This is a genomic window from Buchnera aphidicola (Floraphis choui), assembly GCA_039830045.1.
Taxonomy (GTDB): Bacteria; Pseudomonadota; Gammaproteobacteria; order Enterobacterales; family Enterobacteriaceae; genus Buchnera_B; species Buchnera_B aphidicola_AX.
Genome location: CP140044.1, coordinates 458589 through 473596 on the forward strand (window position 1 = coordinate 458589; position 15008 = coordinate 473596).

At 21.7% G+C, this 15008-nt stretch carries 13 protein-coding genes; 12 read left to right on the plus strand and 1 reads right to left on the minus strand.

Annotation, left to right across the window (positions count from 1 at the left end; genetic code table 11):
- Nucleotides 1–77 precede the first annotated feature (77 nt).
- From holA to tusA, 4 genes are read left to right on the plus strand one after another with little or no spacing between them, the layout of a single operon-like run.
- Nucleotides 78–1079 (plus strand): DNA polymerase III subunit delta, encoded by a 1002-nt coding sequence (gene holA / locus UAT33_02050; GenBank protein ID XBC43715.1) that lies wholly within the window; start codon nt 78–80, stop codon nt 1077–1079.
- A gap of 27 nt (nt 1080–1106) precedes the next feature.
- Nucleotides 1107–1361: an adenylyltransferase/cytidyltransferase family protein gene (locus UAT33_02055; GenBank protein ID XBC43716.1), complete on the plus strand. Its 255-nt coding sequence runs from the start codon at nt 1107–1109 to the stop codon at nt 1359–1361.
- Between the two features lie 5 nt (nt 1362–1366).
- Nucleotides 1367–1744: a nicotinate-nicotinamide nucleotide adenylyltransferase gene (locus tag UAT33_02060; GenBank protein XBC43717.1), complete on the plus strand. Its 378-nt coding sequence runs from the start codon at nt 1367–1369 to the stop codon at nt 1742–1744.
- A gap of 48 nt (nt 1745–1792) precedes the next feature.
- On the plus strand, nt 1793–2029 hold the full coding sequence (gene tusA, locus UAT33_02065) for a sulfurtransferase TusA (protein ID XBC43718.1): 237 nt from the start codon (nt 1793–1795) through the stop codon (nt 2027–2029).
- A gap of 170 nt (nt 2030–2199) precedes the next feature.
- Here the strand turns inward: tusA and asd are convergent, their stop codons facing one another.
- Nucleotides 2200–3315 carry an aspartate-semialdehyde dehydrogenase gene (gene asd / locus UAT33_02070; protein XBC43719.1) on the minus strand — a complete coding sequence of 372 codons (1116 nt, stop codon included), beginning with the start codon at nt 3313–3315 and terminating at the stop codon, nt 2200–2202.
- A gap of 528 nt (nt 3316–3843) precedes the next feature.
- Here asd and UAT33_02075 point away from each other — a divergent pair.
- From UAT33_02075 to recB, 8 genes are all read left to right on the plus strand, one after another.
- Nucleotides 3844–4437: a YhgN family NAAT transporter gene (locus tag UAT33_02075; GenBank protein XBC43720.1), complete on the plus strand. Its 594-nt coding sequence runs from the start codon at nt 3844–3846 to the stop codon at nt 4435–4437.
- A 378-nt stretch (nt 4438–4815) separates the two neighbouring features.
- Nucleotides 4816–5976: a phosphoglycerate kinase gene (locus UAT33_02080; protein ID XBC43721.1), complete on the plus strand. Its 1161-nt coding sequence runs from the start codon at nt 4816–4818 to the stop codon at nt 5974–5976.
- A 51-nt stretch (nt 5977–6027) separates the two neighbouring features.
- Nucleotides 6028–7107 carry a class II fructose-bisphosphate aldolase gene (gene fbaA, locus UAT33_02085; GenBank protein XBC43722.1) on the plus strand — a complete coding sequence of 360 codons (1080 nt, stop codon included), beginning with the start codon at nt 6028–6030 and terminating at the stop codon, nt 7105–7107.
- 154 nt (nt 7108–7261) lie between these two features.
- Nucleotides 7262–8113, plus strand: a complete 852-nt coding sequence (gene mscS, locus UAT33_02090) for a small-conductance mechanosensitive channel MscS (protein XBC43723.1) — start codon at nt 7262–7264, stop codon at nt 8111–8113.
- 26 nt (nt 8114–8139) lie between these two features.
- The gene (locus UAT33_02095) at nt 8140–11184 is read left to right on the plus strand and encodes an exodeoxyribonuclease V subunit gamma (GenBank protein ID XBC43724.1); all 3045 of its coding nucleotides are present in this window, start codon (nt 8140–8142) and stop codon (nt 11182–11184) included.
- Nucleotides 11181–11453: a hypothetical protein gene (locus UAT33_02100; GenBank protein XBC43725.1), complete on the plus strand. Its 273-nt coding sequence runs from the start codon at nt 11181–11183 to the stop codon at nt 11451–11453. Before UAT33_02095 ends, UAT33_02100 begins: the two co-directional genes overlap by 4 nt.
- 50 nt (nt 11454–11503) lie before the next feature.
- Nucleotides 11504–11812, plus strand: coding sequence for a UvrD-helicase domain-containing protein (locus UAT33_02105; GenBank protein ID XBC43726.1), 309 nt, complete (start codon nt 11504–11506; stop codon nt 11810–11812).
- Nucleotides 11767–14997 carry an exodeoxyribonuclease V subunit beta gene (gene recB, locus UAT33_02110; protein XBC43727.1) on the plus strand — a complete coding sequence of 1077 codons (3231 nt, stop codon included), beginning with the start codon at nt 11767–11769 and terminating at the stop codon, nt 14995–14997. Before UAT33_02105 ends, recB begins: the two co-directional genes overlap by 46 nt.
- The last annotated feature ends 11 nt before the right edge of the window (nt 14998–15008 follow it).

A 15008-nucleotide genomic window follows, 5' to 3' on the forward strand; every position in this document is an offset into this window, starting at 1 on the left:
ACTTATAAAATCAATAATATAGAATTAAATGAATATTGTTATAATAAAAATATTATAACAATGTTTAAATATAAGTTATGAAAATCATTAATCCAGAACAACTATTTCCTATTTTTTTTAAAAATTTAAGTCCCTACTATATTCTTATAGGAGATAACGATTTTTTTATTCAAGAAAGTAAAAAAATTATATTCTCTATAGCTAAAAAAAATGGATTTTCTAAATTTTCAATTGTGCAAGTAGAACACCATATCAATTCTAAATATTTATATTCTCATTTTGAAAATAATAATTTATTTTTTAAGAAAAAAATTGTTATATTAGATTTGTCTAAAAAAAAAATAACCAACATAGTCCAAAAACAACTATCTCATTTATCTACTCTTATGAATTCTAATTTATTATTAATTATCTATAAAAATATAAAAGAACATAAAGAAGAAATCATTTGGTTTAATATGTTTAAGTTAAGAGGTACAATCATATATTGTCAAAACCTTACAAAAGATAAACTAGATACCTGGATACAATATAAAATACAAGAATTAAAAATAAATATTCATACAGATGTAAAAACTTTACTGCTCCAGTTTTACTCAGGAAATATATTATTTTTGTATAATATATTAAATATTTTAATGTTAATTTGGCCAAATACCATAATTACTATTAAAAAAGTTCGAAATTTTATTAGTGATAAAGCTATTTTTACAATAGAAGAATGGATTAATGCAATGCTCATCGGAGATTTAAATAAATCAATGAGAATTCTGAATTACTTTTGTATTAACAATTACAATCAAATAATACTAATACGAAATCTACAATATGATCTATTAACAATATTAATGCTACAACGTGAGAAGCTAAACAATAATGATTATATATTAAAAAAAAGAAAAGTTTTAAAAAATCGGTATTCACTATTTAAAAATATTGCAAACTATAAAAACTTTAAAAAAATACATCAATCTATTAACTTGTTAACAAAAATAGAAATCAATATAAAAAAAAATTATGAAAAAAATATATGGAATCAGCTAAAAATCCTGTCTTATATAATAAGTAAACAAGATTAATTTAATTACTATCTTAACGGATAAAAAATGACATCATCATATGCAATACTAGGTGGAACTTTTAACCCAATCCATTATGGTCATATTATTACATCAAAAATATTAGCAAAAAAAATTAATTTAAAAAAAATTATTTTATTACCAAATTATATTAGTTTATATCAATCTAAATCAAATGTTTCTATAAAACATAGAATTAAAATGATAAAATTAGCGATAAAAGGGCAACCACTATTTATAATAAACTATATAGAAATAAAAAAAAAATACTCTATACTATAGATACATTGAAATATTTAAGAAAAACAATAGGGTATAAACAATCATTAGGATTTATTATTGGATTAGACAATTTAATAAATTTAGACAAATGGCATCAATGGCAAGAACTATTGAAATGGTGTCATTTAATAATATTAAAACGTTCTTTAAACAAACAATATACACAAAATAACATATTAAAAAATTGGATTCAAAACCATGCAACTACAGACTATTCTATATTGAATAAAAATCCATTTGGACACATTTTTTTTTCTAATACACCTTATATTGATATTTCTTCTACACAAATTCGAAAACTTGTAAAAAATAAATATTCTTGTGAACATTTACTACCTGTTTCTATAATCAATTATATACAAAAACATAAACTATATATTTAATATACTTATTTTAACAATTATATTAAATATAAAATACTATAAAAAAATATGAACATTAAAAAAAAATATAAAATATTAGATTTAAGAACTTTACGCTGTCCCGAACCTATTATGTTATTAAGAAAAACAATTAGAGAAATTAATATTGGAAAAGTGCTATTAATACTATCAGATGATCCATCAACTATAAGAGATATTCCAAATTTTTGTCGATTTATGAATCATTTACTATTAACAATTATCATCGACAAATTGCCTTACAAATATTTAATTAAAAAAAAGTAATTTTTATCTAATCTTAAAAAACTAAAATAATTTTGTGTAATACATTAAAATACAATATTTTGAAATTTTATTAGATTTCACCAAAATTACAAAATACTAACAATTATTAATTTACACTTAATAATTGTTAGAATAGTATTATAATACTTGTAAAAAATTATTTTAATTATTTATAATTCAATAAGTAATTTTAACATACGTCGTAACGGTTCTGCAGCACCCCATAGTAATTGATCTCCAACGGTAAATGCAGAAATATACTTTTTTCCAATATTTAGTTTTCTTAATCGTCCAACAGGGGTCATTAAAGTTCCAGTTACTGCAAAAGGAGTTAAATTTCTTATAGTGACTTCAGGTTCATTAGGAATTACTTTCGTCCAAATATTGTGATTAGATAAAATATGTTCAATTTCCAATAAAGGAATATCTTTTTTTAACTTAATTACAAAAGATTGACTATGACACCTCAAAGATCCAATACGAATGCACAAACCATCTATGATAATGTTTTTATTAGATAATAATATTTTATTTGTCTCGCATTGCATTTTCCATTCTTCTCTACTTTTTCCATTTTTCATTTTAGAATCAATCCAGGGAATCAAACTTCCAGCTAACGGAACATGAAAATTATCAATTGGAAAACATTTAGACAAACTTATTTTATTCACTTTTTTTTCAATATTTAAAATAGATTTAGCTGGATTTTCTATATCATTAACAATACCTTTACAAATTGAATTCATTTGCATCAATAATTCAATCATATGAGAAGCTCCACTTCCAGATGCTGCTTGATAAGTAGAAACTGTTATCCAATCAATTAAACTATTAGAAAACAATCCTCCTAACGACATTAACATTAAACTCACAGTACAATTTCCACCTACAAAAGTTTTAATTCCACTATCGATAGATTTATTTATAACTGATAAATTAACTGGATCCAATACAATTATTGCTTCATTTTTCATTCTAAGATAAGATGCAGCATCTATCCAATATCCCGTCCAGCCACTTTTTCTCAATTTATAATATATATCTTTAGTATATTCACTTCCTTGACATGTAACAATAATATTCAATTCTCGTAGTACATCGAAATTATAGGCATCTTGTAAATTTCCATAACGCTTCCCATTAATAATCGGACTTTTTTGATCAATTTGAGATGTAGAAAAAAAAATTGGATCAAAATAACGAAAATCATTTTCTTCAACCATTCGCTGCATTAATACTGATCCTACCATTCCTCTCCATCCTACTAAACCTACAGATTTTTTCATTATTTTCACCAAATAATTTAAAATGAAAGCACTTAGAATTTAATAATTAAATATTTAATTTAAATATAAACAACTAATTTCAAATATATAAAAATTTCAATTGTATAATAAAACTTTTACAATCTTAAAATTACCCAATTTATTAAAATTATTAGAAAAAATTATACATGATATAATCATACAATGTTTTTTATAATAACTTTATTTTTTAAAATTATTTTAATTTTATTTGAAAAAGTACAAAACGTATATTTAATTGATATTAAGAATTTTAAAATGTTAAAATCATAAAAATACAATTAAATATTTAATACTATTTTTATCAATATAATCTTATCGTTAATAAATCAACTTATTTTTTGATATTTATTTAATATATACTAATATATATTACATGTTGAAAATATTAATTTTTTAAATATGAAATTTTATTTTTTAAAATTATTAAAATATTTATAATTAATATCTTAACAAATATGATTTTATACCATTTAATATACTAAAAAACGATTTTAATAAGAGTGAATTATGAACGAAATGATTTCTTCAACTATTTTATTAATTTTAATTATGGATCCATTGGGAAATCTTCCTATATTCATGTCTATATTAAAAAATTTAAAACCAAAGCGTCGGCGAATTGTACTATTAAGAGAAATGATAGTAGCTTTATTAATAATGTTATTGTTTTTATTTGCAGGAGAAAAAATTCTTACTTTTTTAAATCTAAAAACTGAAACTGTATCTATATCAGGTGGAATAATTCTATTTTTAATAGCGATTAAAATGATATTTCCTTCCCACCAATATGAAAATAATTCACTATATATAAATGAAGAACCTTTTTTAGTACCTTTAGCAATTCCTTTAGTAGCAGGGCCATCTCTTTTAGCTACATTAATATTACTATCACACGAATACTTAAATAAAATAATGTATTTAACGATATCGCTTTTAATAGCATGGGGGTGCACAGTAATAATTTTATTGTTATCAAATGTCTTTTTGCGTTTATTCGGATCTAAAGGAGTTGATGCATTAGAGAGATTAATGGGATTAATTCTAATTATGTTATCTACTCAAATGTTTCTAGATGGTATAAAATCTTGGTTTCAAACTTAGAATAATACCAATTATATTGGAAACAATAAAAATATAATTCTTTTTATCTAATGAAAATAATAAACCTAAAATTTAAAAATATTATTACATTATTAAAAGTATAATTTACAATTGTATTTTATAGTTTAATAATAATTATATTTTATTTATAAAATATAGCAGTCACAATTTTATTTTATAACATATAGTTAGAAAATTAAATACTTAATATAATCAAGAAAATATATTTTATTTATATTAAAAACATTAAAATATATATTTACTCATAATAAATATAATTTATATCATATAAAACTAATAGATTCTAAAAAATAATTCAGAAATAAGCTTAAATTTTTAGAATTTTGTCATATTTAACATTCTCTTGATGGTAAAAAAATGTCAATTATTAACATAAAAGATTTAAATCTCTTAAATAAAAGAGTACTGATACGATCAGATTTGAACGTACCAGTTCAAAATCAAAAAATTATTTCTTATGCCCGAATTCATGCATCACTACCAACTATTAAGCTAGCATTAAAAAGTCGCGCAAAAGTTATTGTAGCATCTCATCTCGGTAGACCTATAGAAGAAAAATACGATCTAAAATTATCGCTATTTCCTATTTTTAAATATTTAAAAAAAATATTAAAAAAAACTAAAGTACATTTCTGTGAAGATTATCTAAATGGTATAGAAACTAAATCAGGAGAGCTGACTATATTAGAAAATGTACGATTTAATAAAGGAGAAAAAAACAATAGTATTTCCCTATCTAAATCATATTCTAATTTATGCGATATATTTGTTATGGATGCTTTTGGAACATTGCATAGAAATGAATCTTCTACTTATGGACTATCAAAATATGCAAAAATGGCATGTTCAGGATTACTACTAAATTCTGAATTAAAAACATTGAAAAAACTTTTAAAAAACCCTACACGACCTATGGTTACAATTGTCGGAGGTGCAAAAGTATCAACAAAATTCAATTTGTTAAAATCATTAGCTAAAATATCAGATACTTTAATAGTTGGCGGAGGAATTGCTAATACATTTATAGCTATTGATCATAATGTCGGGAAATCTCTTCATGAACCCAATTTTATCAATCAAGCTAAAACATTACGTGATAATTATAATATTTTTATACCAATAGATTCTCGTGTAAGTACTACATTTAACAAAAATAGCATAAGTATTATAAAAGATGTTAATAATATTAACGATAATGAAGAAATTATGGATTTTGGAGATAAAACTATAGATATCATGATACCAATATTAAAACAAGCAAAAACAATTTTTTGGAATGGACCAATAGGAGTATTTGAATTCAAAAATTTTAAAAAAGGTACAGAAACATTAGGTAAAACTATTGCAACTAGTAATGCTTTTTCTATAGCAGGTGGTGGAGATACTTTATCTGTAATAGAAATTCTAAAAATAAAAAATAAAATTTCTTATATATCTACTGGAGGAGGTTCTCTTTTACAATTTTTAGAAAAAAAGGAATTTCCTATAATAAAATTATTAAAACAATTTTCTCAATAAAAAGTAATTTTATCTATATCAAAACTTTTCTTGAATAGGATTATTAACATAATGTGTAAAATTTTAAATTTTATCAAACCAGGTGTAGTAAATGGACATGACGCACTAAAAATATTTAACATAGCTAAAAAAAATTTTTTTGCAATACCTGCAATAAATTGCATAGGAACTGATTCTATAAATATAGTTTTAGAAACAGCACAACGAGTTAATAGCCCAGTAATAATACAATTTTCTTATGGAGGTTCGGCTTTTATTTCAGGAAAGGGATTAAAAACAAATAAACTACATGAACAAGCAATATTAGGTGCAATATCAGGAGCCCAACATGTACATTTAATGGCAAAATATTATAATGTTCCCGTGATATTGCATACTGATCATTGTAACAAAAATATGTTACCTTGGATTGACAAATTAATTCAAGAAGGAGAAAAATATTTCAAAATTAATAACAAACCTCTTTTTACTTCTCATATGATAGATCTATCAAATGAACCACTAAAATTAAATTTAAATATTTGTGAAAAATATTTTAAAAAAATCAATAACATTAATATGATGCTAGAAATAGAACTCGGTTGTACAGGAGGAGAAGAAGATGGAATTGACAATACAGATATAAACAATGATTTGTTATATACTAAACCTATAGATGTAAATACTGCATACGAAAAACTATCTTCGATTAGTCCATGTTTTACTATAGCGGCTTCTTTTGGAAACGTACATGGAGTATATAAGCCAGGTAATATTTGTTTAAAACCTACTATTTTAAAGAAATCACAATTTTATATTCAAAAAAAACATAATCTACCTCATAATCCATTAAATTTCGTATTTCATGGAGGCTCTGGATCTTCATTAGAAGATATTAAAACATCTATAAAATACGGGGTAATAAAAATAAACATTGATACCGATATACAATGGGCAACTTGGAAAGGTATATTAGAATTTTATAAAAAGAACAATATTTACTTACAAAAACAACTAGGTAACCCATCTGGATCGGATAAACCAAATAAAAAATACTATGATCCCAGAACTTGGATTCGTTCTTCTCAATTATCAGTTTCACATTATTTAAATAAAACATTTAAAATATTAAATTCTTGTAATACCCTATAAAATTATCTTTACAAAACGCGTCTTTTAACAAAATTAGAGGAGGATACAACTATGATTCTCCCTAATTCTATAACGTATTTTAATTATATACTAATCATTATTATAACTTTTAACATAAATATTAAATAAAAAAATCACTTAAAGAACATAAAAAATGGAAAAATTAAATGTAGTTAATGATATTAATCATGCAGGAAATTGGTTAATACGAAATCAAGAACTCTTATTAAGCTATATCATTAATCTTATATCTGCTATTATAATCTTAATAGTAGGTTTTTTCATAGCAAAAATAATTTCAAATATTATTAATAAAGTTTTAATTACTAGGAAAATTGATTCTACTATTTCTGGATTTTTAGCTGCATTAGTAAGATACATAATTATTACATTTACATTAATAGCATCATTAGGATGTATTGGAGTTCAAACTACATCCGTTATTGCTGTATTAGGTGCAGCTGGAATGGCTATTGGGTTAGCTTTACAAGGTTCATTATCTAATTTCGCAGCAGGAGTATTATTAGTAATACTACGTCCACTACGAATTGGAGAATATATAAATATAGGAAACATATCTGGAACAGTATTGAATATTCATATATTTTATACTACACTCCGAACTTTAGATGGGAAAATTGTTGTTATACCTAATAATAAAATTGTATCAGGAAATATAATTAATTATTCTAGAGAAAAAACTAGAAGAAATGAATTTATTATTAGTGTTTCATATGATTCTGATATTGATTTAGTAATAAAAATATTAAAAAACGTTCTAAATCAAGAAGACAGAGTATTAAAAGATAGAGATATTATTGTTGGATTAAGTGAATTAGCTCCATCCTCTTTAAATTTTATTGTACGTTGTTGGAGTAATACCGATGAATTAAATGTAGTATATTGGGATCTAATGGCACAATTTAAAAAAGCTTTAGACTTAAATAATATTAATATCCCTTATCCCCAACTTGAAATACATTATTATAAAAAAATTACTAAATAGAAATTTTAAACTAATTTTAAAAAACTATGTTTACACTATACAGATCTTATAGCTTTTCTTATCTTATAGAAAAAGCATGTTCTATTTTTATAAACAATCCATTATCTAATCCATTAACTAGTGAAATATTTGTTACTCCTAATAAAGAAATAAACCACTGGATCAAAATTTTTATAACTCAAAAATATTCAATATCTTCAAATATTAAATTTTTAAAATTTAATCAACTCATATGGGAAATTTTAAAATATATAACGCCTAATTCTTGTCCTCAATTAGAATTTAAAAAATATAATTTAATATGGAAAATGATGAATATTAAAGACATTAAGTATTTAACTAGTTTTATTAGCAAAAGTAATTCAAAGATTAAACTATTTGAAATAATATCTTTTATATCAATATGTTTTAAAGAATATTTATTATATCGTCCAGATTGGATAAAAAAATGGGAAACATCCTTAGAACTATTCAATCAAGAAGACATATTAATTAATAAAAATAAATTGTTATGGATAACTCTTATAAAATATATGCATGATAAAAATCAACCAATATGGAATTACTCTAACTTACTATTTCTCTTAGAAAATAAAATACGATGTAAACAATTTAAAATAAATCAACTACCGTCCAGAATTTTTATTTTTGGAAATGATTTCTTAACACCATACAATTTAATAATTTTAAAAAAAATAAGTAAATTTTGTTCAATACATTTTTTCTATGTAACACCATACCAAAACGAAAAAAAACTATTATTAAATCAAGTAAGATTTAAAAAACAAACTTCAAATTTAATTGAGAATAATATATCATATTTTTTAAAAGCAACTGAACACTATAAAAAATTTAAACAAAATGTTTCAAATTTTAAAAATGATATTAATTACATTTTTCTATGGGGTCAATATGGATATGAATATACTTTATTATTAAACTTACTAGAAAAAAAAGAAGTAAATATATTTAAAAAAATAAAACCAACTTGTTTATTACATAATATACAACATGACATAATAAAAACTAATTTTGATAATAATAATAAAAAACATAAAAAAGATAAACAAATTTTACATAATAATGATCAATCTATTTCTATACATGCATGCACTACATTAAAAAGAGAAATAGAAGTTTTACACGATAATATATTAAATATACTTAATACTAATCACGATATTTTATTTCATGATATCTTAGTAATTAGTCATAATATTGATTCATATACCCCATTCATTAATTCTATATTTAATTCAATTAATCTAAAACACAATATTCCTTTTTACATTGCGTCTAATATATATACAAATGAACTAACAATTTCAAAAACTATTATTAAAATATTAAATTTACCAAATAATTTACTCGATAATGAAAGTATTTTTAATTTTTTAGAAAATCCTTTTATATTAAAAAAGTTTGATATAACAGAAAAAGAAGTAATTTTTTTATTTAAATTCATAAAAAAATCTGAACTAAATTTTGAAAATAATGAAAACAAAATAAAACACCAATCATTAAAAGACGATAAAAACAATATTTTAACTAATGTAGAACAAAGAATATTTCTTGGAAAAGCAATTAACGATATCAATTATACAATATGGAATCAAACTGTACCGTATAATACTCTAAGTGAAGAAGACTACGAAATATTTAGTAAATTTACAAAACTAACATTATTATTACGTAAATGGAAAAAAAAATTATCTATCTCAAAATCTTTAGTATCTTGGAATACTATATTTAAAAAATTATTAAGTGATTTTTTTACAAATGACGAAATAGAAAAAACAGAAATAGAATCTGTTAAAAGTACTTGGAATAAAATAATTGACCCTGGAATTATAGAAGGTTACAAAAAAAAAGTTTCTATAAAATTATTACAAAATGAATTACTAAAAAATTTTTCTAAAAAAATAAATACATATAAACTTTTTTCTGGAAAAATTACTTTTTGTAATGGATTTATATTAAGAAATATACCATTTAAAGTCATTTGTATCCTTGGAATGAACGAAGAATTTATAATTCAAAAAACATTTTCTAAATATTTTAATTTAATACATAAATATCCTAGAATATGTGATCCGCACAGAAATGGGCAATATGAATATTTATTTTTAGAAACATTGCTATCTGCAAAAAAAATATTATTAATTAGTTATAACACACAATCTAAAAAAAATAACAGAACTAACGCCCCATCTATAATTGTTAATCAATTATTTTCATATATTAAAAAAAACTTTTATATTTCTAAGGAAAACTGTAAAAACAGTAATAATGAAAATAAACTATTTTCTCACTTATATCATTATCATACACATGAATCTTATAATATTAAAAATTTTATTTCAGGATCTAATTATCAAAGTTTTAACAAAATTTGGTTAAATTGTCTTAAATCGAAAAAAACATATAAAAAAAATTCGCAAAGAGCTCTCAAAAAAATTGAATATAAAAATATTAATTCTTCTGATTTAATTTCTTTCTGGAAATATCCTATTCGATATTTTTTTAATAAACGACTTCATATTAAACTAAACCCCATTAAAACTGTTAACCTATGTCAAGAAAATTTTAAAGTTACAAAACTTAATCGTTATATAATTAACCAAAATATAATAAACTTTTTATTAAATCAAAAAAACATTAATCAATTATTTTTGTATTACCAATATAAAGGAATTATACCTTATGGAAATTTAGGAAAAATATTTTGGAAAAATCAAGTTTGTTTAGTTAAACCTTTATACAAAAAAATTAATTTAATAAAAAATAAAATAAAAAACAAAACATTTTACATGAAGATTAACAAATATGTATTACATGGGTTATTAAAAAACATAAATACAGAGGGATTATTATATTGGAAATCTGCTACTATAAATAATAAAGATATGATTTCCTTATGGATAAAACATTTAATATATTGTTCTATATATAAACCCCAAAATAGTACAATGTTAGGATTGAAAAATAATAATTTAACTTTTTTAAAATTAGAAAAAAAAAAGCAAATTATCTTTTATATAAATATATTAATGGATATGAAAAAGGTATGAATAACCCTATATTACTTACCAATTCAGGCATTAATTGGTTAAAAACTGTTTACAACAAAAAACAAAAAGTTATTCTTATAAATTCAACAAATTTAAAACAATCTAAAAAAAATATGCTAATAACATGGGAAGGAAATAAATGGAAACAAGGAGAGAAAGATGATTTATACTTAAAAAAAATTATTACTTCCTTAGACGAAGAAACAATTTCCAAAATACGTACAATAGCTAAAAAATGGATACTTCCCATATTAAAACATATTTTATAAAATATCATTTTATTTACGTATAAATGTCTAACTAATTTAAAATTAAATATATGAAAAAAACAAAATTAATATCTACTCTAGACATAACAAACTTACCTCTATCAGGAAAAATATTAATTGAAGCCTCAGCAGGAACTGGAAAAACATTTTCTTTAATTATTTTATATCTCAGACTAATATTAGGAATTGGCAAAATAAATGAAGCGTATAAAACATTATCTATTGAAGAAATATTAGTAGTAACATTTACAGAACATTCAAAAGAAGATTTAAAAAATAAAATAAAAAAATATATTTATGATTTTAGAATAGCATGTATAAAAAAAAAAGTAATAACTTTGTATTACATAACTTATTAAAAAAAATCAACAATTTAGATAAATCAATTTATTTATTACTTCAAGCAGAAAAATCAATAAATGAACTAAAAATTTATACTATACATGAATTTTGTTATCAATCCCTAAAAATAAATAAATTTTGTTCTAATATACTTTTTCAAAAAAAAATAATAACGAATGAACATTTTTTATACTTAAAATCTAGCGATATTATTTGGAAAGACTATATTTGTTCTTTAAATAAAAACATTGCTAGTATTATTGTCGAATATTTTAAAAACCCAAATATTTTATTAAAAGATGCATTACCATTATTATTAAATCATAATAATAAAGGCAAATTACTTACTAAAAATAAATTAGACTTAACTCAACATTATAATAAATTAATCAAAAAAATAAAAATATTTAAAAAACAGTGGCTACTTGATTATCAAAAAATATTTTTATTAATTAAAGAATCTAGTATAAATAAGCGAAGTTATAATAAAAAAAATGTATCCAGATGGATCAACATTATTACAGAATGGTCTTTTAAACATACAATAAATTTCAATATTCCAAAAGAACTAAAATACTTTCGAAAAAATTATTTAGTACAAAAAACTCCTGTTGGAATAGCTCCTAAGGATAACCTTTTTGAAACTATTGAAAATTTTTTAAAAACAAATTTTTCGTTAAAAACTTTATTTCTTATAGAATCTTCAAAAAAAATAAAAAGACATTTTAATAAAGCAAAAAAAACTCAAGGAACATTTCAATTTGACGACTTAATTCAATTTCTGTATATCGCTTTAAATAAAAAAAACGAAAAAATTTCGAATATTATCAAAAAAAAATATCCAGTATTACTAATTGATGAATTTCAAGACACAAGTTATTTTCAATACGAAATATTTAAAAAAATTTATAAATCAAAAAACAATTTATGCATTGTTGTAGGTGATCCTAAACAAGCTATTTATGATTTTAGAGGAGCAAGTATTTCATCTTATATACAAGCAAAGAAAGACATAGATAATCACTATCAACTTAATACTAATTGGAGATCTTCTAGAGAAATGGTAGAAAGTATAAATTCGTTGTTTTTAAGAGTCAAAAATGTATTTTTACTTTCTAATATTACTTTTATTCCAACAACATCAATTTATAAAAAAAAACAATTTGAATTTAGAATAAATGGAATACTTCAACCAGCATTACGCTTTGCATTTAATAACAAAATACAAATAGATAAACATGACTATTCAACATGGATCACTAATATTTGCGTAAACTATATTTTATTTTGGATTAATGAAGGAAAAAAAGGAAATGCTGTTATTACCTATAACAAAAAAACTCGACATGTTTCTCCAAAAGATATTTGTATATTAGTTAACAATAAAAAAGAAGCATTTATTATACAGTCAGAATTATGTAAATTAAATATTAAATCAGTATATCTGTCTCAAAAAAATAGCGTATTTCATAGTACTGAAGCATTAGAATTATTATGGATATTTCAAGCTATTTTAAATCCTAAAAATGAATTTATATTAAAGCGCGCTATATCAACTACAATCATTTCACAAAAAAATAAAAATATTGATGCTCTTACAAGTAAATATTTATTTTGGTCTAATTTAATAAATGAATTTTATGAATATTTAACTATTTGGGAAGAATTTGGTATAACAAACGTTATTCATAAAATAATAATGAATTACAAAATAAAACAAGATACTAAGTTCTTTACAAAAAATACCCCTAATATTTCTAACATCTTGCATGTTGGAGAACTATTAGAAAAACAATTTAACAAAACTAAAACAAAATATACTTTGATATTATGGCTAGAAAAAAAAATAGAAAAAAAATATGACATTCCTAATCAAGACTATATAAAACTAAAAAATAGTAAAAACTATATAGAAATTGTTACTATTCACAAATCAAAAGGATTAGAATATCCAATAGTTTGGATTCCTTTTTTTATAAATTCTTGTAAATCACATCACAATTATAATTTTTTTACAAATCCTAATTTAAACATAAAAAAATACAAAGAAATACTATCAGAAAATATGAGACTTTTATACGTAGCATTAACTAGAGCTGTAGTTCATTGTTGTATAGGTATTGCACCTATAAAAAGTTCAAAAAAAAACTTAAGCAGTTATTCAGATATTCATAAAAATGCTTTAGGATATATTGTTCAATCAGGAAAAAAATGTAATTATCAAAAATTATATATAATTCTTTTAAAAATATGCTGTAACAAAAACATAGATATTATTTTTAGAATACCTTATATTGATACTAGAAATGAAAAAAATTCCAAAAAATATATAAAATTAGAAAATAACAAATTAAAACGAACATTAAAATATAACTATGGAATAACAAGTTATTCAAAATTAACAAAACATTATAGTTCATCAATAGAAATAAAAAAAAGCTATACTATTTCTATTAATAAAAACATAAATATAAATCAGAAAAATAAAATTAAATCTATTACTCCATATACTTTTCCAAAAGGGAAAAAAATCGGAATATTTATTCATAAAATATTAAAAAATGTTAACTTTCATAAAGATATAAGTCTTGATTGGTTATCGAATCAACTTAAAAAACACAACCTCTGCACAAAATTGTCAGAAATATTAAAAAATTGGATTAACATGATTTTAAATACACCATTAAATCACGATAATCTTATACTATCTAAATTAAATCCACAAGAATATATAAAAGAGCTAGAATTTTTTTTACCTATAAAAAATCAATTAACAAAAAAGAAGTTAGAACAATCTATTTATACATCAAATTCACTTTTAAAGTTACCATCAAAAATATCTTTTAATCCTATAAAAGGAATATTTATGGGATCAATAGATTTAATTTTCAAATGGAATAAAAAATACTATTTAATCGATTATAAATCTGACTGGCTAGGTAATACAAACTCTGATTATTCAAGACAAGCAATACAACATACAATAACCATTAATCATTACGATTTACAATATAATTTTTATAGTATTGCTTTACATAGATATTTAAAACAACGAATTAAAAATTATTCTTTTAATAAATATTTTGGAGGAATTTATATTCTATTTTTAAGAGCTATGAATAATAATGATTTAAATAAAGGTCTGTTTTTTACATTACCTAAAATCGAAGTTATAAGAAAACTTAATAATCTCTTTATATAAAATAATCGGAG